This is a genomic window from Neptunitalea chrysea (assembly GCF_027924145.1).
In the GTDB taxonomy this organism is placed as follows: domain Bacteria; phylum Bacteroidota; class Bacteroidia; order Flavobacteriales; family Flavobacteriaceae; genus Neptunitalea; species Neptunitalea chrysea.
This window is the reverse complement of sequence record NZ_BRVP01000017.1, coordinates 16067-39086: the sequence shown is the minus strand read 5'-3', so window position 1 is coordinate 39086 and position 23020 is coordinate 16067. Positions and strand designations below refer to the sequence as shown.

Annotated in this window: 19 protein-coding genes; 13 read left to right on the top strand and 6 right to left on the bottom strand. The window is 35.8% G+C overall.

Annotation, left to right across the window (positions count from 1 at the left end; translation table 11 throughout):
- The first annotated feature begins 132 nt into the window (after positions 1-132).
- The 9 genes from NBRC110019_RS12430 (at position 133) to NBRC110019_RS12390 (ending at position 9436) form a co-directional block, all read left to right on the top strand.
- Positions 133-1128: a beta-ketoacyl-ACP synthase III gene (locus NBRC110019_RS12430; protein ID WP_281755321.1), complete on the top strand. Its 996-nt coding sequence runs from the start codon at positions 133-135 to the stop codon at positions 1126-1128.
- Positions 1129-1144: 16 nt separating this feature from the next.
- Positions 1145-1633 (top strand): acetyl-CoA carboxylase biotin carboxyl carrier protein, encoded by a 489-nt coding sequence (accB, locus tag NBRC110019_RS12425; protein ID WP_281755319.1) that lies wholly within the window; start codon positions 1145-1147, stop codon positions 1631-1633.
- A gap of 92 nt (positions 1634-1725) precedes the next feature.
- Complete coding sequence (accC, locus tag NBRC110019_RS12420) at positions 1726-3072, top strand: acetyl-CoA carboxylase biotin carboxylase subunit (protein ID WP_281755317.1); 1347 nt, start codon at positions 1726-1728, stop codon at positions 3070-3072.
- Between the two features lie 62 nt (positions 3073-3134).
- A complete protein-coding gene (locus tag NBRC110019_RS12415) occupies positions 3135-3830 on the top strand; it encodes a hypothetical protein (protein WP_281755316.1) in 696 nt (231 codons plus the stop codon).
- Between the two features lie 2 nt (positions 3831-3832).
- Entirely contained in the window at positions 3833-5782 is a 1950-nt protein-coding gene (locus NBRC110019_RS12410) for a hypothetical protein (RefSeq protein ID WP_281755315.1), read from the top strand.
- Positions 5783-7114 (top strand): hypothetical protein, encoded by a 1332-nt coding sequence (locus NBRC110019_RS12405; RefSeq protein ID WP_281755314.1) that lies wholly within the window; start codon positions 5783-5785, stop codon positions 7112-7114.
- A 56-nt stretch (positions 7115-7170) separates the two neighbouring features.
- Complete coding sequence (locus NBRC110019_RS12400; RefSeq protein ID WP_281755312.1) at positions 7171-8286, top strand: NAD(P)/FAD-dependent oxidoreductase; 1116 nt, start codon at positions 7171-7173, stop codon at positions 8284-8286.
- 3 nt (positions 8287-8289) lie between these two features.
- On the top strand, positions 8290-8997 hold the full coding sequence (gene mtgA / locus NBRC110019_RS12395) for a monofunctional biosynthetic peptidoglycan transglycosylase (protein WP_281755310.1): 708 nt from the start codon (positions 8290-8292) through the stop codon (positions 8995-8997).
- A complete protein-coding gene (locus tag NBRC110019_RS12390) occupies positions 8978-9436 on the top strand; it encodes a 3-oxoacyl-ACP synthase (RefSeq protein WP_281755308.1) in 459 nt (152 codons plus the stop codon). The genes mtgA and NBRC110019_RS12390 overlap by 20 nt, the downstream gene beginning before the upstream one ends.
- A 107-nt stretch (positions 9437-9543) precedes the next feature.
- On the opposite strand, the gene NBRC110019_RS12385 is transcribed toward NBRC110019_RS12390, so the two are convergent.
- The 3 genes from NBRC110019_RS12385 to NBRC110019_RS12375 all read right to left on the bottom strand — a co-directional run bounded on the left by NBRC110019_RS12385 (position 9544) and on the right by NBRC110019_RS12375 (position 14764).
- Entirely contained in the window at positions 9544-10479 is a 936-nt protein-coding gene (locus NBRC110019_RS12385; RefSeq protein WP_281755306.1) for an ABC transporter ATP-binding protein, read from the bottom strand.
- Positions 10480-10629: 150 nt separating this feature from the next.
- A complete protein-coding gene (locus tag NBRC110019_RS12380) occupies positions 10630-13443 on the bottom strand; it encodes a TonB-dependent receptor (protein WP_281755304.1) in 2814 nt (937 codons plus the stop codon).
- 100 nt (positions 13444-13543) lie between these two features.
- Complete coding sequence (locus tag NBRC110019_RS12375; protein WP_281755302.1) at positions 13544-14764, bottom strand: beta-helix domain-containing protein; 1221 nt, start codon at positions 14762-14764, stop codon at positions 13544-13546.
- Positions 14765-15025: 261 nt separating this feature from the next.
- On the opposite strand from NBRC110019_RS12375, the gene dgt reads away from it, so the two are divergent.
- Positions 15026-16366 (top strand): dGTP triphosphohydrolase, encoded by a 1341-nt coding sequence (gene dgt, locus NBRC110019_RS12370; protein WP_281755300.1) that lies wholly within the window; start codon positions 15026-15028, stop codon positions 16364-16366.
- 75 nt (positions 16367-16441) lie between these two features.
- Here the strand turns inward: dgt and NBRC110019_RS12365 are convergent, their stop codons facing one another.
- Positions 16442-17584 (bottom strand): cystathionine gamma-synthase, encoded by a 1143-nt coding sequence (locus NBRC110019_RS12365; protein WP_281755298.1) that lies wholly within the window; start codon positions 17582-17584, stop codon positions 16442-16444.
- Positions 17585-17686: 102 nt separating this feature from the next.
- Between NBRC110019_RS12365 and NBRC110019_RS12360 the strand changes: the two genes are divergently transcribed.
- Positions 17687-18457 (top strand): DUF3298 and DUF4163 domain-containing protein, encoded by a 771-nt coding sequence (locus NBRC110019_RS12360; RefSeq protein ID WP_281755296.1) that lies wholly within the window; start codon positions 17687-17689, stop codon positions 18455-18457.
- A gap of 22 nt (positions 18458-18479) precedes the next feature.
- Here the strand turns inward: NBRC110019_RS12360 and NBRC110019_RS12355 are convergent, their stop codons facing one another.
- The gene (locus NBRC110019_RS12355) at positions 18480-18938 is read right to left on the bottom strand and encodes a DinB family protein (protein ID WP_281755294.1); all 459 of its coding nucleotides are present in this window, start codon (positions 18936-18938) and stop codon (positions 18480-18482) included.
- Between the two features lie 71 nt (positions 18939-19009).
- On the bottom strand, positions 19010-21565 hold the full coding sequence (locus tag NBRC110019_RS12350; RefSeq protein ID WP_281755293.1) for a T9SS type B sorting domain-containing protein: 2556 nt from the start codon (positions 21563-21565) through the stop codon (positions 19010-19012).
- 142 nt (positions 21566-21707) lie between these two features.
- Between NBRC110019_RS12350 and NBRC110019_RS12345 the strand changes: the two genes are divergently transcribed.
- Together NBRC110019_RS12345 and NBRC110019_RS12340 are read left to right on the top strand one after the other, a co-directional pair.
- The gene (locus tag NBRC110019_RS12345; protein ID WP_281755292.1) at positions 21708-22064 is read left to right on the top strand and encodes an arsenate reductase family protein; all 357 of its coding nucleotides are present in this window, start codon (positions 21708-21710) and stop codon (positions 22062-22064) included.
- Positions 22057-22959: a DMT family transporter gene (locus NBRC110019_RS12340; RefSeq protein WP_281755291.1), complete on the top strand. Its 903-nt coding sequence runs from the start codon at positions 22057-22059 to the stop codon at positions 22957-22959. The genes NBRC110019_RS12345 and NBRC110019_RS12340 overlap by 8 nt, the downstream gene beginning before the upstream one ends.
- Positions 22960-23020: the final 61 nt, after the last annotated feature.

The following is a 23020-nucleotide window of genomic DNA, read 5'->3' as shown; positions in this document are numbered from 1 at the left end:
CACATTTGTGAGAGTTTTTTGTTAAGATACGGAAGTGATTGAAAAAAACTCTTTTTGCAAAGAAAATTGGTGATTTTTTACTATTTTCACCTAATTTTGCGCCTGTTTTGCTTTTTTTGAAAAACTATTTGTATGAATAAAATAACAGCAGCTATTACCGCTGTAGGAGCTTATGTGCCTGATTACGTATTAACCAATGCCATTTTAGAGACAATGGTTGATACTAACGACGAGTGGATAACCACTAGAACTGGTATTAAAGAAAGAAGAATTTTGAAAGATTCTTCTAAAGGAACTTCGTTTTTAGCTATTAAAGCAGCCGAAAATCTTTTGGAGAAGAGAGGCATTAAAGCGGAAGAAATAGATTTAATAATTGTGGCTACTGCTACACCCGATATGCCCGTAGCTGCTACTGCAGCATATGTGGCCTCTGAAATAGGTGCTGTAAATGCATTTGCTTTTGATCTTCAAGCGGCATGTTCCAGCTTTTTGTATGGAATGTCTTCAGCTGCTAGCTACATCCAATCCGGAAGATATAAAAAGGTATTATTAATTGGTGCCGATAAAATGTCATCTATATTAGATTATACAGACCGAGCTACTTGTATCATTTTTGGTGATGGAGCGGGAGCGGTATTGTTTGAGCCTAATGACGAACACATCGGATTTGTAGATGAGTACTTAAGAAGTGACGGTATTGGAAGAGAATTCTTGAAAATTGAAGCAGGAGGATCTTTATTACCACCTTCTTTAGAAACTGTTCAGAATAAACAACATTATGTATTTCAGGATGGAAGAAACGTATTTAAACATGCTGTTTCTAACATGGCTGATGTGGCCGAAAAAATAATGACGCGTAACCAGCTTACACAAGAAGATGTATCATGGTTAGTACCGCACCAGGCCAACAGACGTATTATTGATGCAACTGCCCAGCGTATGGGGGTTTCAGAGAATAAAGTAATGATTAACATACACAAATACGGAAATACTACCTCTGCAACGTTACCTTTATTACTTAACGATTATGAGAAGCAACTAAACAAAGGCGATAATTTAGTCTTTGCTGCTTTTGGTGGAGGGTTCACTTGGGGGTCTATTTATTTAAAATGGGCTTATAATTCTTAAAACAAAACCTAAAATTATGGATATTAAGGATATTCAAAATCTGATTAAATTTGTTGCCAAATCTGGCGCCAGTGAAGTAAAACTGGAGATGGAGGATGTAAAAATTACCATTAAAACTGGTGCTGATGATGCTAAAGCTGAAGGAGTGGTATTTCAGCAAATGCCTATGGCACAGCCAATGGCTCAGGCACCTGTTCAAGCTGCGCCAGCTGCACCTGCCGCGCCTGTTGCACCTGCACCAAGCAAAGAAGATGATAATGCTAAATATATTACTGTAAAATCTCCTATCATAGGTACATTCTATAGAAAGCCTTCTCCTGATAAGCCTGCATTTGTAGAAGTTGGTACTTCTATTTCTACGGGAGATGTTCTTTGCGTAATTGAAGCTATGAAACTATTTAACGAAATAGAATCTGAGGTTTCTGGTAAAATTGTTAAAGTATTAGTCGACGATTCAAGTCCAGTAGAATTCGATCAACCTTTATTCTTAGTAGATCCATCTTAAGAATTTTAAATGATTGTATTCGTTCGGTAGTCAACACATACCGGATACGAAGTATTTAAAAAAATAACAATTAACATTTAAGATTTCTAAAGATGTTTAAAAAAGTATTAATAGCTAACAGGGGAGAAATTGCTTTACGAGTTATTAGAACTTGTAGAGAAATGGGTATTAAAACGGTAGCTGTATATTCTACGGTAGACGCAGAAAGTCTTCACGTACGATTTGCAGACGAAGCTGTTTGTATTGGTCCCGGTCCTAGTAAAGATTCATACCTTAAGATACCTAATATAATTGCAGCAGCAGAAATTACGAATGCCGATGCAATTCACCCTGGTTATGGTTTCTTATCTGAGAATGCTAATTTTTCAAGAATTTGTGCTGAGCACGGAATTAAGTTTATTGGCGCATCTGCAGATATGATTGATAAAATGGGGGATAAGGCTACCGCTAAAGCTACTATGAAATCCGCTGGGGTACCTACAGTTCCAGGATCAGATGGTATCATTGGGTCTTATGAGGAGGCCGAAAGCCTTGCCGTAAACATGGGGTTCCCTGTAATGTTAAAAGCTACTGCCGGTGGTGGTGGTAAAGGGATGCGTGCCGTGTGGAAGAAAGAAGAGCTCTTAAAAGCCTGGGAAAGTGCCAGACAAGAGGCAGCTGCTTCCTTTGGAAATGATGGTATGTACATGGAAAAACTTATTGAAGAACCTCGTCACATTGAAATTCAGGTGGTGGGTGATCAATTTGGTAAAGCGTGTCACTTATCTGAAAGAGATTGCTCTGTTCAGCGTCGTCACCAAAAATTAACAGAAGAAACACCTTCTCCGTTCATGACAGATGAATTGCGTATGCAAATGGGAGAAGCGGCAGTGAAGGCTGCTGAGTATATTAAATATGAAGGTGCAGGTACTATTGAATTTTTAGTAGACAAGCACAGAAACTTCTACTTCATGGAAATGAATACCCGTATTCAGGTAGAGCACCCTATTACGGAACAAGTAATTGATTACGATTTGATTCGTGAGCAAATTTTAGTTGCTTCGGGAGTGCCAATTTCTGGTAAAAACTATTTCCCTAAATTACACTCTATTGAATGTAGAATTAATGCAGAAGATCCGTATAATGATTTTAGACCGTCTCCTGGTAAGATTACTACGTTGCATGCACCAGGCGGACACGGAGTTCGTTTAGATACACACGTTTATAGTGATTACGTGATACCACCAAATTACGACTCAATGATTGCTAAGCTTATTACTACTGCGCAAACCAGAGAAGAAGCTATCAATAAAATGAAAAGAGCATTGGATGAGTTTGTGATAGAAGGTATTAAAACCACTATCCCGTTCCATAGACAATTAATGGATGATCCGGCATATGTTTCGGGTAATTATACCACTAAGTTTATGGAAACATTTACTATGAAAGAAAAAGAATAATATACTATAATAAGGCCCCATCTTGGGGCTTTTTTTTATTATGTTCAGGTAAATTTTTATCTTTGGAAAGATTATCTGACGCTATGAGACCATTTTTTTTTCGATTACTTTTCTTATTTGTACTACTTATAAGTACCACTTCCTGTTTTGAAATTATAGAAGAACTAAGCTTACATAAAGATGGTTCCGGTAATTTACAGCTTACTCTAAATGCTAGTCAGAGTAAGAGTAAATTGGCGTCTGTTATGTTATTAGACACTATACAGGGGCATAAGGTGCCTTCTAAGAAAGATATTAAAGAGCACATAGAAGAGTTGGTAAGCGATTTAAATGCTTCTGAAGGGATCTCTAATGTAACATATAAGCTAAATTTAGACTCATATATAGTATCGTTAAGTTGCGACTTTAAAGAAGTGGCTAATATCAATGACTTTGTACAAAAGTTATGGGATAAACAACGTTCTAAAGGAACGTTTAAATCATATAGCTTTGATGTGGGAAAACAACTTTTTTCTAGATATTATGGATTTAAGGATAATCTTAAAAACTCTGTTAGGTCATTGAAAGATGATGATAAAAAGGTACTAGATAATGCTAGTTATACTCTTATTTACAGGTTTGATAATACTGTTAAATCTTTTAGTAATAGAACAGCCAGATTATCTAAATCTAAAAAAGCTATGATGATGAAAACTCCGATTATGGATATTGTTAGCGGAGCATCAACAATTGAAAATAAAATTCAACTAACCAATTAATTATGAAAAAGTTAATCGCATTTTTATTGCTGGGTACTACTGTGTTTATAAATGCTCAGGAGACTATTGAAAAAGTGCCTGCAAATGCCAAGGTGGTAGTTTCTGCAAATAGTGGAAACTTACTAGAGCTTATGTCGATAAAGCAATTAGAAGAATCGCTTTTGGGTAAAATGATTTTACCACAATTAGAGCAAATGGGCATTGGGTCTTCTTTTAAAGATGTAGGACTAGATTTAAAAGGGTCAGCACAGTACTTTTTACAATCTAATGATAGTATTATGTACAATGTGGTGGTTTTACCTATAAAAAATCATAACAAATTAGAGAGTGCTATTACTACGGCATCTCATATGGAAATAGTACAAGAGCAAGAATTACACACTATTGAATCTAAAGATATAGAGGTATCTATAGTATGGAGTAAAGAGTATTTTGTGTTTGTTTATGGTGCTTTAGTATCCTCATATTTTAAGCAAGATGAGGTAATTGAACGTTATGGTCTTGAGGCGGAAAAAGAGTTTTCTTGGGATAATTATATCCAAAGCGATTCTTTAGATACAGATGTTGAAATGGTATTGGTTAAAGAAGCGGTTGATGAGCCTAGTGATGAAACAGAGGAAATAGAAATTACCGAGGAAATAGAGGAGCCAGATACGTACGTGGTGGTTGAAAAGGTAGAAAATGTAGACTATGAAGAGGATATAGATTATGAGGAAGATATGGAATACGATGCTGCTGAATATAATCATTATCACATGGAAGTATCCGCTAACGATAGTATTAAAGGGATGCTAACAACTGCGTGGTCATTTAAAAAGGCAAAACAAATAATTAGAGGTAGTAAGGATACTTCTATTATAAGAAATAAGGATTTTAAGAAGTCTATAGATGATAAAGCTGAATTATCTATTTATATAGATGATTTTACAACTATTTTAGAACCATGGATGGATCAATTAGGATTGCCTCAAATGAGGATGAGTAAGAATCTTTTAAATGCCTATGAAGGAATGTCTAATGGAGTAAATCTTTATCTTAATGATACTAATATTGAGTTAACTCTGGCTACTAGGTTAAATGATGAAATGGCCGATTATTATAAAGGAATTTATGATCGTGATTTGAATGATAAGTTTCTTAATTATATTAATGAGGACAAGGCTATAGGATATGCTGCAATGGCAATAAATACGGAAAATATATTGAAGGAGTATCCTGGTATTGTTTCAAGGAGTATGCCTAATATACCTTATGTAGACAAAGAGTTGGTGGATATAGCTACAGAGGCATTTTCACTAATTTTAGATGAGAAAGCTATTGGAGAGCTAATAAACGGTGATGGTGTTGTAGTGTTTAATGGAATCAATGAAAGAGAAGTTACGTATACTACCTATGAGTATAACGAAGAGACATGGGAATCTGAAGAAATTCAGGAAACCAAAATGGAGAAGATACCCGAAATGTTAATTATGTTATCTTCAGATAATCCGTCTATTTTAAACAAGCTAATTGCATATGGGGTTAAGAAGCAGGTGATTACTAATGAGAATGGCTATTATGATTTTAAAATTCCTGATTTTCCAATGTCTGTTTATGTAATTATTAAAGATGGTATTGTATTTATTAGTAACTCTAAAGAGGAGGCAACCCAAATAGCTTCAGGTACTTTTGTTCCGTATTTAACAGATGAACATAAATCAATGCTTACTAAAAATAAGTTTGCAGCGTATTTTGATGGTTCAAGGTTAGCACAGGAATTACCGGTTGAAGATATGGGGATTGCCCAAATGAAGGTAATTATTTATATGTTAGATAATTTTGGATCTCTTTCTATGGAGACTTCTAAAATGAAAGGAAATACAATAACGAATAAAATTGAGTGGGCATATCCGGCTGGTAAAGGAAATGCAATGGAGTATTTTTTCGATATGATACAAAATATGCCTAGATAAATGAAGGTATTAAAAAAGGTATTAACAAGAGCGGTTTTGCTATGTGCAGGACTGCTCTTGCTGTTTTATGGTGTGCTAATGATTAGGGAAAGGCTTTCCTATAAACAGGCAATTGCTTATAATGCGGACGTTATTGTAAAAATACCCGTAGATGATTTGGCAATAGACTATTTCTTTGGGGAGTTTGGTGACCTTGGTGGTAGCAGTAAGAAAGAGAAAAAGGAGAAGAAGCTTAATAAAGGGGTGTATTACCCAGCTAATGTATTTGTTTATACGGTAAAAGGTAAAAAGGCAACAACATTATTTACGTCTTTACCAGTTGCAGACAGTGCAGATTTATCAATCTATCTAATCAAAAAGTATAAACTGAAAAGAGAAGCATCAGATAAAGGATATAGTCTTTTAAAAAATAACGATGGTCGTTTTCGTGTGGCGTTTACTGAGGATCGACTAGTACTTTCATATAGCTCTACCAAGGAAAGTGTTACAGATGTATTTGATTCGTTATTGGTGGAAGGGAAGCAGTTGACTAATGAGTTGTATCTGAAGATGCTTAAAAGTGTAGATGATGATATAGTGATTTTAACAGAGGAAGGCCCGGTATGTACGTTTGAATTTGAGAAAGGATTTATTTCGTTTAACGGAAGCGTAAAGAATAGTTTTAAAGGGGCTAAAAGTTACAATACTTTAGCGGAGATACAGACAGATACTACAAGGGCGTTTTATCTTAGTATGAACGGTATTCCGTTGCTAAAGCAACATACATTGCCTATAGGGGAAACAGGGGTTTCAGTTGCCAATGTAATGGCTAAATATGCTAGCGGTATTCAAGTAAATGTAGAGGGTACAACGTTACAAGAGAAATCGGTAATCACTTATGATTATAACGATGATTTTGAAAAGGTAGAAGTAAAGACCATTACACAAGAGGAGGTTCCTAGCATAACCATGAGTTTAAAGAGCAATAGTGTGAATGGCTTAATGAGCTATCTTACCGATAAGGGGGTGCTAAAAGATAGTATGTTAGCTAGTGATATTTTTCCTTTGTATACGTTCTTTACTAAGTCATCTGATAGGGGTAATATTATTATTTCGACTAATGTAAATGAGAATGAGAAAGATGTTGCTACGTATGGATTGCCTTTTTATTTGTATGCTAATTTTAGAAACCTTGCGGAGTATAAAGACCTTGTATTTATAAAACCTTATGTGAAAGAAGTGAAGGATATTGAAATTAAATCGCAACCTGCTGATAATAATGTCTTTACTTTTACAGGGAAGTTAAACCTTAGCGATACTGATAAATCCCCGTTAAAATTATTAATTAAGTAATCGTCAAGAAGGAATCTTGATGTTTAATTTCTATCTTTAATAGAAAATGTATTGTTATGTTTAGCTATTGGGAATTAAAAAATTGGATTCAGAATATTGACTTTGCGATTGTAGGAAGCGGTATTGTAGGTTTAAATTGTGCTATAGCGTTGCGCGAAAAGTATCCGAATGCTTCTATCATAATTTTAGAGCGGGGTATGCTGCCACAAGGTGCCAGTACCAAAAATGCTGGGTTTGGTTGTTTTGGTAGTTTGTCTGAGTTACTAGATGATATGAATACGCACAGTGAGGAAGAAATGATACACTTGGCAAGAAGTAGATGGGAAGGTTTACAGGCATTACGACATTTGGTAGGAGACAAGGCTATGGATTATAAGCAATATGGAGGCTATGAGATTTTCCCGAAAGGCAATCCTGAGTTTTATGAGTCGTGCCTAGAACAAAGAGACCGTGTAAACAATCTTTTGAAACCTTATTTTAAGCAAGAAATTTTTAAAGAAGAAGCGAATGTTTTTAATTTCGGAAACATTCAGGAGTATTATATGAGCAATACCTTAGAGGGGCAGTTAGATACCGGTAAAATGATGGCGTCTTTACTAAAAATTGCCTATGCTAAAGATATAAAAGTACTGAATAGTGTTATTGTTGAAGGTGTTGAAGATTTAGGTAGTGAGGTGAGTATAACCACTAATGCATTTGATTTAAAAGTAAAACGAGTATTTATTGCTACCAATGGGTATGCAGGCGATTTAGGAGTAACTGAGGTTAAGCCTGCCCGTGCTCAGGTGTTAATTACAGAACCTATTCCAGAATTAAAAATTAAAGGTACGTTTCATATAGAAGAGGGGTATTATTATTTTAGAAATGTTGATGATAGGATTTTGTTTGGTGGCGGAAGACATTTAGATTTGCAGGGCGAAACCACTACGCACATGGCGCAGACCATCCTAATACAAGAAAAGCTGGAGGAATTATTAAGGGTAATTATTTTACCCGATACTGAATTTAAAGTAGCCCATAGATGGAGCGGTATTATGGGAGTTGGTGCTGCCAAGCGCCCAATTGTAAAGGCAATGTCTGATAATGTGTTTTGTGGTGTACGTTTAGGTGGTATGGGTATTGCTATTGGTACCTTAATTGGTAAAGAATTAGCAGCATTAGAATCGTTATAATATATGAAGAAACTCTTTCGCTTTTTGTTAAAGCTTTTTTTTTGGTTTGTAGTAGTTACCGTTCTATGGGTAACTTTATATAGGTTTGTACCGGTGCCATATACCCCGTTAATGGCTATTAGAGCCTATGAAAATCGTGACAACGATGCATTTGAAATTAAACATGATTGGGTTCCGCGTAAATACATTTCTAAACATATGGATTTAGCGGTGGTATGTAGTGAGGATCAGAATTTTTTAAAACATCATGGGTTTGATTTCTTGGCTATAGAACAAGCCATGGACTATAATAAGAAAGGGACTAAAAAGAGGGGAGCAAGTACTATTAGTCAGCAAACTGCTAAAAACGTTTTTTTATGGCCCGATCGTAGTTGGGTTCGAAAAGGGTTTGGTGTATATTTTACTCTTTTAATAGAGTTAATATGGCCCAAGGAACGTATTATGGAGGTGTATCTGAATAGTATTGAAATGGGTAATGGTATTTTTGGGGTAGAAGCAGCTTCGCAATACTGGTTTATAAGACCCGCAAGTAAACTCTCTAAAAGTAATGCTGCTGCATTAGCATCCATTTTACCAAATCCAAGAAATTATAAAGCCAACCCACCAACACGGTATATTAAAAGAAGAATTGCATGGGTATTACAACAAATGCGTTTTCATGGGGGTAAGTTAGATTATGATAAATACAAGGATGCAAAAAAGAAAGATTGAGTTATTAGCGAGCTGTAAAACGCATCTTATAGGTAAACTAACCACTTTAGAAGCTACACTAGCCGATTTAAAAGAGTCGTTGTTTTCTGAGACTAAGAGTACTGCTGGTGATAAGCATGAAACCGGTAGAGCAATGGTACAGTTAGAAATGGAAAAAACCGGACATAAAGTATTAGAGGTTCAAACCGATATTCAGACCATCCATAAGTTACTCAATACTACTCAAAAAGATACGCAAAGAGTACGGTTAGGTACTTTGGTAGATACCAATTTAGGAACTTATCTTATTGCTGTGAGCCACGGCATACTAAAGTATGAAGGCACTAGCTATTTTGTGGTGTCTGCAATATCTCCGGTAGGCAAGGCTTTGCTAGGTGCTAATGAAGGTGATGAGTTGTCTTTTATGGGGAAGCAGCTTGTGGTTAAAAATATTTGGTAAACTACTTTGGGGCAAGTCCACGAAGCGTTTAGTAAGCATAACATTTCTATTTCGAGATAAGTCTCGGAGCATTTAATCTCAATTATTGAGTAACATAAATCTAGTCCCTAGATGGTTATTAAAATTGTGTCGTTTAGGGTAAATTGCTTTTTTGTTTCCACAAACACTTGTTGCTTGTTAGTTAATTCGGCAATTACCAAATAATCGGCACCTCTGTAGTAGCATTCTTTTACAGTGGCTGGGGTTCCGTTTTCTTGTACGATGTGTACTTGGTGTGGGTAGCAAATCAATTCTTCATCATAACCACCAAAGTCTTTTTTGTTTAGTACGTTTATATCACCAAATAAAGCGGCTGTGTACTTGTTTTTAGGGGTGTTGTATATAGTGTTGGGTGTGTCATAAGAAAGTGTCTCTCCGGCTTTCATAACCAATATTTTGTCGGCAAACGGTAACGACTCTTCTCGGTCGTGGGTGGCTACAATACACGTAATGTTAGCTTCTTTTAAATGACGAAATAAATTACGGCGCAAGCGATTTTTCTGAAAGCTATCTATATGGCTAAAGGGTTCATCTAGTAATAATACTTTTGGCTCTCTAGCAATAGCTCTAGCAAGTGCTACCCGTTGCATTTGTCCGCCACTTAGTAGTTTGGCTTTTACATTGGCATAAGGTGTCATTTCTACCATGTCTAGTAGTTCCTTAATGCGTATCTGTTTTTCTTCTTTATAAAAATTAGAAAGGTACTTACCAATGTTTTCTGCTACGGTGATAAAAGGCATCAGGTCAAAATCTTGTGCCAGGTATTTCATAAAGTCCATTCCGGGTACTAGATTATAGGCAGGTCCCAAAATTTTCTCATTATTGTAGGCTAGTTCACCTTCATCTAAATCGTATAACCCATATAAACACCTTAGCAGGGTACTTTTACCACAGCCACTTTCGCCTACAATGGCAATATGTTCTCCTTGATTTACAGAAAATGAAATATTATTTAAAACCTTTTTAGCATCGTATGAGAAGCATACATTAGAAACCTTTAACATGTGCGGTATTTTGTAGCAAAGGTAGTAAAAGGCAATTATAAAATGTGCTAAGGTGAAGCCAAATAAAAAAGAGGGATTAGTAATAATCCCTCTTTATATATTAGTAATTCAAATTTGATTTTTATTAAATCAAGCTAATTCAAAAGAATGTTAGAAGTTCATGCTGTATCCTAAAGTAAATGTAGTACCAGGAGCTCTAAATGAGAAGTTTTCATTTGCAGCGTTGTATGATTCGTACTGGCTTCTTCTAGTTTCATTTAAGATGTTTTCAACTTTAAAGGTGATTTTAGATTTTTTATCTTTATCTAAAGTTTTAGAAAAGTTGAAGTTGAAACTATGAAAAGGCATTGTGTATACATCAGGAATTTGACCTGCACTACCAACAACTTCCAAAGTTTTTCCTTGTACGTTGTAATATACACCAGTTTTTAAACCAGCATTATCACTGTTATAAGTTAAACCAGTATTAATTAGGTAAGGAGATTGCCCTTGTAATTTTCTGTAATCTTTTACCTCTTCACCATCTCTGGTATAAGTAACACGTGCTTCATATTCTTCTGTAGCCATGTCAATTCTAGAATCAATTACGGAAACGTTCAAATTAAGACTTAAGTTTTCTAGTCCTTTGGTAATAAAACCAAAGTTTTTTCGAGCCTCTAGTTCAATTCCCATTACCCTAGCAGCTTCAGAGTTTCTTGGGGTAATTTGGTCAGGTACCGTTTGGTCATAGGCAACAACCTCAATAGGATTTTTAAAGTCCTTATAGAAACCACTTATAGCAAACATTTGTGCTTGATTACCAAAGAACTCATAACGTAAATCCATATTGTTAATGTAAGAAGGTACAAGATCCATATTACCTAAGAATAATAAACCATTTAATAAATCACGGATTTGAACAAATGATTTTTCTTTAAAACTAGGTCTTGCAGTAGTTCTATAGTAAGATAAACGAATGTTACTGTTATCGTTTAACCCATAGATAAAGTTTGCAGAAGGAAATAAATCTAATACGTCTAATGTTTGTTCATTGTTTAACTCAGTAGAACCATCAGTACCTGTAAATAATGTTGTAAAATATTCCGCCCTTAAACCTACAACAGCCTTTAACTTTTCAGTTACTTTAAATTCGTTAGATACATAACCTGCAGCTGTAGATTGAGTAGACTCAAAGTCGTTAATTGGCTGGAAGTTACCTCTAATATACGAACCGCTGTTGGTAGCTGGTGTCCATACATTATCATATGATAAAATCGCATCTGGGTCACCATCAAAAATATTTGTATTAATAGCTCTAAAGGCTACATCATAATTGTAGATTGTATAATTTCTGTTTTTGTAGCTGTACAATCCACCAAATTTTAATTGAGATTTGTTCTTAAACAGGTCGTACGATTTTGTAAAATCTAATTTACCTATAAGGTTAACCTCTTTTAAATCTCTCCATAATCTAACTGGGAAACCAGCATCAGAACTAATCATATATGTACCATCACCATTATCAATAAAGGTAGTTAATTTTGCATCTTTATCCTGAACGTTAGTTAAGGTAGGAGAAAGTGCCCATTCCGTAGTGAATGAAGCATCTTCAGAAGAATGTTTACCAGATAATAAAATGTTAGTAACAGAACGTTGTTTGTACTCTAAGTAATGTTTAAGAGTTGTAACTACGTTTGATACTTCTGTAACCTGATTGTATATGGCCGCTCTATCTTCACCATTTTGGATGTGAAGTACATTAAAACGATATTTAGATTTTTCAGTTTTATAAGATAACCCTGCTAAACCTGAAAGTAAAACAGAGTTGGTACCATTAGCACCTGTTCTGGTTCTATCTGCGCGTAAGTCGTAAAGATTACTTTCACTCCATTTTACATAGATTCCATTTTGAAAATCGTCATAAAAAGTAGTTTTGTTTTTGTAATCTAATGAAGCAATAATACCTAATTTATTTCCATTTTTTAGGTCGTATTGGTTACCATAGTTATACCCAAAACTAAAGTTTGGTAAAGAAGTTTTTTCTTTAGCAGCCATGTTAGGTGTAAATGAACGAGTAATACCTTCTAAAGTACCATTATCTCCTGGAGGAGAAGGAACATTTGTATTTGCAGAAATAGGCATTTTTCTAGTTCCATCATCAAATCCTAAGAAGTCTGTAGAACCTCCATCATAACTTAAAAAGTTACTTTTCATGTTCATGTCTGGGTTATATCCTACAGAAAATGATAATGATGATTGTTTTTGTGAAGGGAAATCTTTAGTTACAATGTTAACTACCCCGCCTGTAAAATCGGCAGGTAAATCAGCTGAAGCAGATTTAACAACAATAATATTTTCTAAGATACTTGTTGGGAATATATCCATTTGAACGGTGTTTTTATCTGGGTCTAACCCTGGGATATCCATACCGTTTAAGATAGATTTTGTATAACGGTCACCTAAACCACGTACGTATACGAACTTACCATCTTGAACAGAAACTCCAGGAACGGTTCTAATAGCAGAAGCAATACTAGAAGCCCCTGTTTTTTTAATACCTTCCATAGATAAACCATCTAATAAGGTAACCGATTTTTTCTGGAAATTAAGTACAGATACTTCAGTGTTTTTACGTACCGTTGTAGTAACTACAACTTCATCTAGAGCTTGTGAGGCCATACCTAATGTGGTATTTAATTCTAACGTTTCGTTAGCTTTTACCACTACATCGGTCACTTCTTTAGAGTTATAACCAATAAAAGAGAACACTAATGTATAGGTTCCCGGATCTAATGATAATGAATATACCCCGTCAAAATCTGAGGTTGTTCCTTTAGATGAATCTCCTTTTACGGTTACATTGGCAAATGGTAATACATCATTAAATTCGCCGTCAATTACTTTACCAGTTACAGTACCTTGTTGTGCAGCAGCAAACAAAGGTAGGAGTGCTATAGATAATAAAAAGCAAAAATTCTTTAACATGTGAGGTTGAATAACGTGTTTTAGTTTTTAAAATGACAACATCCAAAGGCAATATTATTGCCTTTGGATGTTGCCTTAATTTATGTTGTATATCCTTAGATTAGAATGCACTTTTAGATGCAGCGTAAGTCCAAGAATAACCTGATGGAGTAGCACCAACTGTTGCAGAAGCAGCGTCAGCAATAGCAGTTGCGTTATCAGTAAATTTAGTTTCATCACCAGCAGTGTAATCACCACTAATTAATTCGTCAACTGAAGTAATACCTGAAGGTAATACAATTTCCCAGTTAGAGAAAGTAATTCTATCAGCAGATAATTCAGTAGCAGCATCAGCACCGTTAATTTTAACAGTTCCGCTAGCGCTAAAGTTATAAGCTAAGATGTTTTCTAAGTTAGCGATAAGACCGTCTCTACAGTCAGCCATTTTGCTATCACCAGCACCAATTAAAGTAACGTTTTTGATAGTGTGACCATCTTCAGTAGTAGCAGATCCTTCTGGCCCGTCTAATTCTAATGCAGTACCTGAACCTGATCCTAAGATAACCATACCGTTATCTAAAGTACCAGCCCAAGCTTGGTCAGTATCAAATCCATCATCACCTTGATCGTAAATAATAGCATAAGAAACGCTTACAGTTCCACCAAAGAACTCGATTCCGTCATCTTGGTTACCAACAATCTCGATGTGATCGATAGAAGTACCAGAACCAACACCACCTAAAGATAATCCGTTGATTTCGTTATCATCACCGATAGTAACACCACCGTGACGAATAGAAATATAGCTTAAAGATCCTGAATTATCAGCAGGATTATTTCCTCCATATTGTCCGTAAGACTCAGTAGCAGCGATACCTTCAATTTGAGCAGTTTCAACATCTCCAGAAACAGAGATTGGAGCGTATCCTAAAATGATAACACCACCCCATAAACCTTTATCTGCAGTTGTTAAGTTTGTTCCTTCAGTTTCACCAACTTCTATATTATCTAATTCAGAAGTAAAGATAATTGGATTAGAAGCAGTACCTTCAGCAATAAGTGTACCACCTTGGTCAACTACTAAAGCAGAAGCTAAAGTTTCTTGTCCTTCCATTCCTTTGATTATTGTACCAGCTTCGATTGTTAAAGTAACGCCGTCAGCAACGATTACTTTACCATCTAAATGATAAATTTGGTCGCTAGTCCAAGTTTCGTCAGCAGTTAATTCACCACTTTTAGTTTGGTCAGATACAGGTTCTGTTGTTGTACCTTCATCATCATCTCCACAGCTAACAAATAAGGTAGCTAAAAGAGAAAGGAATAAGAATTTTGTAAGTTTCATGTTGTTTTTCATGTTTGAATTACTTAAAATTGTTTTCATCGTTAATTTTGCCTTTTGAATAACCAAAAAGTTGAGGTACAAAGAAATTTTATTTCTTAAAGAGGACAGTTAAAGCTATTTTATCAAAAGATTAAATTAATACTAAGAGATTTTTGATGGAAGCTCCTGTTGTTAACATTTACTTAACATGTCTTTTTTGATAAGTAAATACTCTACTATCTTATTAGATCATTATTTGTTACCTTGCGCTAAATTTTTGGTATGCGCTGGGAACAATTATTATCCTTAAAAAAATACGGAGATACGTCGCAAAGAATTCGTTTAGAGCAAGATGAAACTCGTTTAGGGTTTGAGGTTGATTATGATCGTATCATCTTTTCTTCTGCTTTTAGAAGTTTGCAAGATAAGACGCAAGTAGTACCCCTTAGTAAGACCGATTTTATCCATACTAGGTTAACACATAGTTTGGAGGTATCGGTGGTTGGTAGAAGTTTAGGAAGAATTGTAGGTAAAGAGATTTTAAAAAAATATCCGTATCTGCAAGAGGAGCTAGGTTATCAGATTAACGACTTTGGTGCTATTGTAGCGGCTGCCGCACTGGCGCATGATATAGGAAATCCGCCTTTTGGACATAGTGGTGAAAAAGCTATTGGCGAATTTTTTAGTAATGGTAACGGAAAGGTGTTTAAAAAAGACCTTACCGATAAGCAATGGCAGGACCTTGTTGATTTTGAAGGAAATGCTAATGGATTTTCGGTATTGAATAATAGTATGCATATGGTGGGTGGTGAACTACGTATATCGTATGCAACACTTGGGGCCTTTACTAAATATCCTAAAGAGTCACTACCTAAAAAGCCTACTTCTCAAATAGCAGATAAAAAATATGGGTTTTTTCAGCATGATGTTGCACTATTTCAGGATGTAGCGGAAGACTTAGGGTTGTTTAAAAAAGAAGGAGCTGATGTTGCTTACCAACGACATCCATTGGCTTTTTTAGTAGAAGCAGCCGATGATATATGTTATACAATTATAGATTTTGAAGATGGTATTAACAAAGGGTTGATTGATGAGGATTATGCGCTAGAATATTTGGTAGCCATTGTAAAAGATACTATTAATACGTCTAAATATCATAGCTTAAATACTAAAGAAGAGCGTGTTAGTTATTTAAGAGCATTGGCTATAGGGCAACTAATACAAGATGCTGTGGCAGTGTTTTTAGCTAATGAAGAGGCTATTTTAAATGGGGAGTTTCATTATACACTAACAGATAAGGGTAGGTTTACTGCTCAGATCAATGATATTATTAAGTTATCTGTAAATCGTATTTATCGCAGCAGAGAGGTAATAGAAAAAGAGTTGATGGGGTATAAGGTATTACAAACCTTACTAGATAAATTTATTACTGCCTATACTAATTATTATAATGGAGTAGCTTCTAATTATGATAAACTGGTATTAGAAATGTTGCCGGAAAAGTTTAGAAAAGAAAAAGAAAGTACCTATGCAGGCTTACTAAACATCTGTCAGTTTGTGTCTTTACTAACCGATGGTAGTGCAATGGAAATTTATAGCATTTTAGAAGGAAGCGGAAAATAAGATTGAGCTTATATAAAAGAAAAAAGGAACCATTTGGCTCCTTTTTTCTTTATGTTAATTGACATTCTACTTTTATTACTTTTCAATAGCCTGTTTTAAATCGGCAATTAAATCTTCGGCATCTTCAATACCTACACTTAATCGTATTAAAGCATCCACAAGGCCATTTTTTTCTCGTTGTTCTTTTGGTATGCTGGCATGCGTCATACTTGCCGGGTGTCCTGCTAAGCTTTCTACGCCACCTAATGATTCCGCAAGTGTAAATACCTTCAGGTTTTCTACAATTTTAATAGCCTCATCGTAGTTATTTCCTTTGGTAACAAACGATATCATACCTCCAAAATCCTTCATTTGTTTTTTAGCTACCTCATGATTTGGATGACTTTCAAAACCGGGCCAGTATACTTTTTCCACCTTAGGATGCGATGCTAAAAACTCAGCCACTGCCTTTCCATTTTCACAGTGTCGTTGCATACGTACATGCAAGGTTTTAATACCTCGCAGTACCAAAAAGCTATCCATTGGTCCACATACTGCACCACTGGCATTTTGTATAAAGTATAGCTGATCGGCCAATTCTTTATCTTTCACTACCAATGCTCCCATCACCACGTCGCTGTGTCCGCCAAGGTATTTAGTTGCTGAATGCATTACAATATGGGCTCCTAAGTTTAGTGGAAGCTGTAAGTATGGCGTAGCAAAAGTGTTGTCTACTGCTAACAGTAAGTTATGTGCTTTAGCAATAGTAGCAACCGCTTCAATGTCTATAATGTTCATCATTGGGTTGGTAGGTGTTTCAACCCAAATAAGTTTGGTGTTTTCGTTTACATAGTCCTTAATGGTATGTGCCTCAGCAAAGCTTACAAAGTGAAATGTAATCCCTAGTTTCTGGAATATTTTAGTAAACAAACGGTAGGTACCTCCATAAAGATCGTTTGTAGCAATAATTTCATCACCCGGTTGAAACAATTTCATTACAGCATCAATAGCAGCAAGTCCACTACCAAAGGCTAGCCCGTAGTTTCCATTTTCCAAACTTGCAAACGCATTTTCCAAAGCATGACGTGTTGGGTTTTGCGAACGAGAGTACTCATACCCTTTATGGCCACCCGGAGTGGTTTGTGCATAGGTAGAGGTTTGGTAAATTGGAGGCATAACAGCGCCGTAAGCTTTATCGTGTTCTTGGCCTCCGTGTATGGTTTTTGTATTGAATTTCATTGTAAGAATATATTAAGAGCTGTTAAATCTAATGCAAAAATACTTTTTCTTAAAGGCATTTTCAATAAACCTTATATCTTTAACCTATCCATTAAAATTGTTATGAGAAAAATAGTAGCCCTTATGTTTACAATGGCGCTTTTTTTGAGTTGTGAAAATGAAAAAAAAGAACCCATAAGTATCGACTTTATTGTCAAGGAGAGTGACGAAAAATGTGATGGTGCCAACTGTCCGTTAATAGATATATCATACCCACAACTAACTACTACGGTATTTGCCGTTGAGGAAATTAATAAACACATAGAACAGGCAGTGGTAGCTGTTATTGAATCGTCTCCAAATGATGAGGTAATAGGTGTTTCTTTAGATCAGTCTATTGAAAATTTTAAAAGGGAATTCACACAAGAGCAAAAAGACTTCCCTGATTCTAATGTTGATTACCAAGCTAGAATAAAAGGGGATGTTAATTGCCAATTACCAGCGCTTATAAGTATAGAGCTAAATAGTTTTATGTATAAAGGAGGTGCTCATGGGTATACCTCTACTAAATATATAAATATTAACAGCAAGACAGGAGAGGTGATTACTAATGATCTGTTGTTTAAAGATGAAGAAGGTTTTAAAAAGGTTGCTGAAAAAGCCTTCAGAAAACATGAAAAAGTAGCCGACGATATTTTGTTAGAAGACGCCGGCTATTGGTTTAAAGATAATGTTTTTCAATTACCTGAAAATATTGGATTTTCTGAAACCGAAGTAATTTTATTTTATAATCCGTATGAGATTACTCCATATTCTGAAGGACCGGTTGAGGTAATAATCCCTTTTTCTCAGGTAAAAAAGTATATAAGTTTTTCACTTACTCCTAAAGCGTAGTTGCTTTTCGATAGTTTAGTGATTATACTAATTTCTTCTGTGCTAAAATATACCCTAAGTGCATGCCTTCATGATATTCATTAAATTCTAATGCGTCGTCTACAGAATTTAATGTACTGTTGTTGGTACTTACGGTATAGGGTTCAAAAGCATTGAATTTACCGGCACTGTAATCTTGCTTTAGTTGTTCCAGTGTAGCAAAAAGTAATTCTTTTAATTCCTTAACATCAGCATCTGTGATGTCTTTTTCAGGTTTAGTTCCTTTTTTGTAAGACATTACCCAAGCTGCATCTATAGTAAATGGTAAGCCCGATAATTTATAGCATAATAGCTGAGAGGTAATCATTGCATGGGCAATGTTCCAAAAAATGTTGTTATTAAACCCTTCAGGAATAGTGTTTAGTTGTTCAACGGTAAGCTCTTCTAAGAACTTCTTAAATATCAATCGGTTGTTTTCAATATTCTTAAATGTAAATTCCATGGTTTTTATTTTTGTATAAAGGTACTATAAAAGCAAAAAACTACCTTGTTAGCAAGGAGCTTTATGCGTAATTATCTTTTTAAAGCAAAATGGCCTTGTACACTTCTATTGTTATCTAATTCTACCGTATACCAATAATCATCAGATGGCATCGGGTAATCTCCATAGCTTCCGCTCCAACCATCCGATAAGCGTAGTCGGGCTAATAGCTTACCATAGCGATCAAAAATAGTAACATAAGAGTCGCTCACACAGTCAGAAGGTACATTCAAAGCTTTCCAGGTATCATTTACACCATCTCCATTTGGAGTAAAGTAATTTGGGAAAGCAATAACGCAAGCCTCATCGGTTGTAATACCACAGCCATTTAGGTCTTTTACATACACGGTATACGATCCACCCTCTAGATTTTCAAAGATCGGAGATTCCTGATAGGTTAAACCATCTAAGCTATATACATAGTCACCCGGTCCGGTAGCAATAATGGTAATGGTGTTATTAGAAGTGGCATCTATCACTGCAACTCCTTCAATAGTTGCGGCGTCTGAACCTACTAACGTAATGGTTTGTGAACTGGTGCACGCAGAGGTAGTGTAGGTAGTAGCAGTTACTGTATAAGCGCCTTCGGTAGTGGCGTTTGCTGTGCTATTGCTACTTACCAACTCCCCAGACGGATTATACCATTCATATTGATAAGCCCCTGAAGGGTTTTCAACGGAAATGGTATACGGTAAATCGTTTAAGCAAATTTCCTGTGGACTTGTAACTTCAAAAAAAGGTAGCGGTTCTACTAATAGTTGAACACATTTTTGCAACCCAAAGCAAGAGTTGTTGGTCGTGTTATCTATTCGTATATACAACCAATCTTCATACGGTGTGCTGTTGAGATAGTTAGTTGCAGAAACTGCATTTAATTCTAACAAGGCATCCGATTCATTGGTATAGTAGGTAACCTCTAAATCGGATGCATTGGAAAATAAACTTAAAACATCGGTAGTGATACTCGATAGGTTAAAGTACTCCATTCCATTTGTGTCATCACCGTCGGCGTTACTGTCACAGGTGGTTAAGGTTGCGGTATAATCATCTGGTATTTGTGATGTAGACACCACTAGCTCAATGGTTGCAATGGCATAACAACCAGCATTATTTTCAACGGTGGCATATACTTCATTTTGTAATGCATTGGTGAACGAAGTAGGGTCATAAATTTTTTCATATATGTCTTCATCTTCGGCTCCTGCTTCTGTTTTATAAAAAGTAAACGTATAATTTTCGGAGGTGATAAAATCAATAGCTTCTTCTAAATTAAAAGCTGCAAAACCATCGGTGTCGGTATCACATTGTTGTAGGGTTACAGGAGAGGTGATTACCGGAATGTCTTTAATAGTTAAAGTGAACGAAGTAGTGTTAATACAACCTCGGTCTAAGTCTTCTACACGTACATAAATTGTTTGCCCATCTACACCAGTATCATACTCATCGGGATTGGTAATAACATTTGTTGCGTTCTCGGCATTGGTCTGTGTATTGTAAAAAGTAACGGTAAAGTCGGCAGTACTTCCGCCATCTAAAATGGTATCAATTAACTGGGTAAAATCAAACATACCTACTCCGGTTCCGTTTTGGTCGCAACCTTCTAATATACCCGGACTTTGAGCAGGAGTATCATATAGGGTAATTTCTATTTCTTCAGAGGCAATCTGGCAGTTAGGGCTGTTAACATTTTGTGCTTCAAAAACCAAAAAACGATATAGCTGTCCTTCCTCAAAATTGGTTACTGTAATGCTATCGGAAGTAGCCCCGGTGATATCGGTCCAAGTAGTACCATTGTCATTACTAACTTGCCATTGGTAAGCTATATTTGTGTATAGGCTGGTGTCAACATCGGCTGTAAAAGTAATTACATCGTTGGGGCATACACCGTCATCAAAGTCTGCAAAAGCGGTATCTACAGTAGCAAGAGATCCGCAAGCTTTAAAAGTAATATCGTCAATAGCCAAGTCATTTCCACAACCTCCTAAAGAGTTATTAATAAGAACAACGGATACATTGCTACTTCCGGCTGGCATTTCAAATTCAAACGAATAATTAACCCATTGTACGGTGGTTGTAGATTCTATATCTCCGGTATCAAGACTTCCTAATTCGTTACCGCTGTCGTCTTCAATTACAAATTTCACATTACACGGTATGGGCGTACTACAAGTACCATTATCTGGTAATGCATTTAAGAAATAGGCCGAAAACTGGTACACTAAAGAGTTGCATAATCCGGTTACCTCTTTTCGGTAGAATTCACCAGTGGTATTTTCATCGGCATTAACCACTAGCATATATCCTTGTCCGCTTTCGTCATCGGTATGATCTGAGGTACTGAATAACGAACTTAAAGCTGAATTAGGATTGGTAGTAACCGTATAATAGCCGTCTTGGGTGTTACCAGTACTATTATAAGTGTAGTTAGTTGTGCCGGCAGGGAGCGCTCCTGCAAAGGTGGCTCCTGTGCTCGAATTGTTTCCAAAAGTTTCTTCAAAAACCGGATCTCCAAAACTACCATTACAGGTTTGTGCTTGCAAGGCTAAGGCTCCGGCAAAAAAGATAATCGCTATATATAGACATTTCATTTTATGAAAAAATTAACATTCCAATGTAAGTGTATCCCTAAATATTGACAAGGGTTTTTATCAATTCTAAGGTTTTTTTAACATTTGACAGTTGTTAACTGGTGACTAACAATTATCTTTACATAGCATATTAATAACTGAAATGAAAAAGATTTATTATCTAAGTACCTGTGATACTTGCAAAAAAATTTTAAAAGAGTGGGAGCCACTTTTGGAAGGAGTTGAATTACAGGATATAAAAAAGACCGCATTACAATCTACCGATGTAGATATTATGTATGAATTGGCTGGCTCTTTTGAAGCATTGCTTAATAAAAGGGCACAATTATATAAACAACGAAACTTAAAAGATAAGAAGCTTACTGAAACCGATATAAGAAACTTGTTATTAGAACATTATACTTTTTTAAAAAGACCTGTTTTGGTATTAGAGAATCGTATATTTGTGGGCAACGCTAAAAAAACGGTAGCCGATGCCAAAGCTGCATTACATGAATAAACGAACGCTGGCTATATTGGCTGCTACAGGTGCAGCGGTTATTTATGGACTAAACCATACCATAGCCAAGGTGGTAATGCCAACCTATGTAAAACCTTTCGGATTTATTTTCTTAAGGGTTACCGGTGCTATGATTTTGTTTTGGCTGGTGGGGTTGTTTGCTCCTAAAGAACGTATTCAGCGTACCGACTGGTTGCGTTTGTTAGGATGTGCTTTGGGAGGAATGAGTTTGAATATGCTCGCTTTTTTTAAAGGCTTAAGTTATTCTACACCGGTATATAGTTCGGTATTATCTACCATTACTCCAATTTTGGTGTTCATTCTTTCGGCTTTTTTAATTGGCGAAAAAATGACCTTTAAAAAAGGGTTAGGAATTGCTCTTGGATTTGCAGGAACCTTGGTGCTCATACTTATGGAGAATGAAATACGAGCAGATGCCCCTAATGTTTTGACGGGTAATCTGTTATTTATTTTTAACTCGTGCATTTTTGGGGTGTACTTAATTTTGGTAAAACCACTTACCCAAAAATATAGTACTATAACCTTAATGAAGTATTTGTTTTTGGTAGGGTTTATTATTAACCTGCCGATTACCTATAGTGAATTTACGGAGATAAATTGGAGCGAGTTACCATTTGATGCTTGGTGGCGAATAGCCTTTGTAATTATTGGTACTACCTTTTTAACGTATTTATTGAATGTATATGCCATGCGAGAATTAGCGGCATCTACCATTAGCGCATTTATATATTTGCAGCCACTAATTGCTATTGTATATGCTGTTTCTACTGGATACGGAACCTTATCTACCGTTAAAATTACCGGAGCTGCCTTGGTTTTTTCAGGAGTGTATTTGGTAACGCAAAAAAAGAAGCAGGTAGTACATAAGGAATAGCATTTTTAGAAGTATCATAGAGAATAAATATTCCATATAAAAAAAGGAAGCCTTTATTTGG

Coding starts and splice junctions, on each gene's coding strand:
- NBRC110019_RS12430 (WP_281755321.1), top strand. CDS start 133: ATGAATAAAATAACAGCAGCTATTACCGCTGTAGGAGCTTATGTGCCT.
- accB (WP_281755319.1), top strand. CDS start 1,145: ATGGATATTAAGGATATTCAAAATCTGATTAAATTTGTTGCCAAATCT.
- accC (WP_281755317.1), top strand. CDS start 1,726: ATGTTTAAAAAAGTATTAATAGCTAACAGGGGAGAAATTGCTTTACGA.
- NBRC110019_RS12410 (WP_281755315.1), top strand. CDS start 3,833: ATGAAAAAGTTAATCGCATTTTTATTGCTGGGTACTACTGTGTTTATA.
- NBRC110019_RS12405 (WP_281755314.1), top strand. CDS start 5,783: ATGAAGGTATTAAAAAAGGTATTAACAAGAGCGGTTTTGCTATGTGCA.
- NBRC110019_RS12400 (WP_281755312.1), top strand. CDS start 7,171: ATGTTTAGCTATTGGGAATTAAAAAATTGGATTCAGAATATTGACTTT.
- mtgA (WP_281755310.1), top strand. CDS start 8,290: ATGAAGAAACTCTTTCGCTTTTTGTTAAAGCTTTTTTTTTGGTTTGTA.
- NBRC110019_RS12390 (WP_281755308.1), top strand. CDS start 8,978: ATGCAAAAAAGAAAGATTGAGTTATTAGCGAGCTGTAAAACGCATCTT.
- NBRC110019_RS12385 (WP_281755306.1), bottom strand. CDS start 10,479: ATGTTAAAGGTTTCTAATGTATGCTTCTCATACGATGCTAAAAAGGTT.
- NBRC110019_RS12380 (WP_281755304.1), bottom strand. CDS start 13,443: ATGTTAAAGAATTTTTGCTTTTTATTATCTATAGCACTCCTACCTTTG.
- NBRC110019_RS12375 (WP_281755302.1), bottom strand. CDS start 14,764: ATGAAACTTACAAAATTCTTATTCCTTTCTCTTTTAGCTACCTTATTT.
- dgt (WP_281755300.1), top strand. CDS start 15,026: ATGCGCTGGGAACAATTATTATCCTTAAAAAAATACGGAGATACGTCG.
- NBRC110019_RS12365 (WP_281755298.1), bottom strand. CDS start 17,584: ATGAAATTCAATACAAAAACCATACACGGAGGCCAAGAACACGATAAA.
- NBRC110019_RS12360 (WP_281755296.1), top strand. CDS start 17,687: ATGAGAAAAATAGTAGCCCTTATGTTTACAATGGCGCTTTTTTTGAGT.
- NBRC110019_RS12355 (WP_281755294.1), bottom strand. CDS start 18,938: ATGGAATTTACATTTAAGAATATTGAAAACAACCGATTGATATTTAAG.
- NBRC110019_RS12350 (WP_281755293.1), bottom strand. CDS start 21,565: ATGAAATGTCTATATATAGCGATTATCTTTTTTGCCGGAGCCTTAGCC.
- NBRC110019_RS12345 (WP_281755292.1), top strand. CDS start 21,708: ATGAAAAAGATTTATTATCTAAGTACCTGTGATACTTGCAAAAAAATT.
- NBRC110019_RS12340 (WP_281755291.1), top strand. CDS start 22,057: ATGAATAAACGAACGCTGGCTATATTGGCTGCTACAGGTGCAGCGGTT.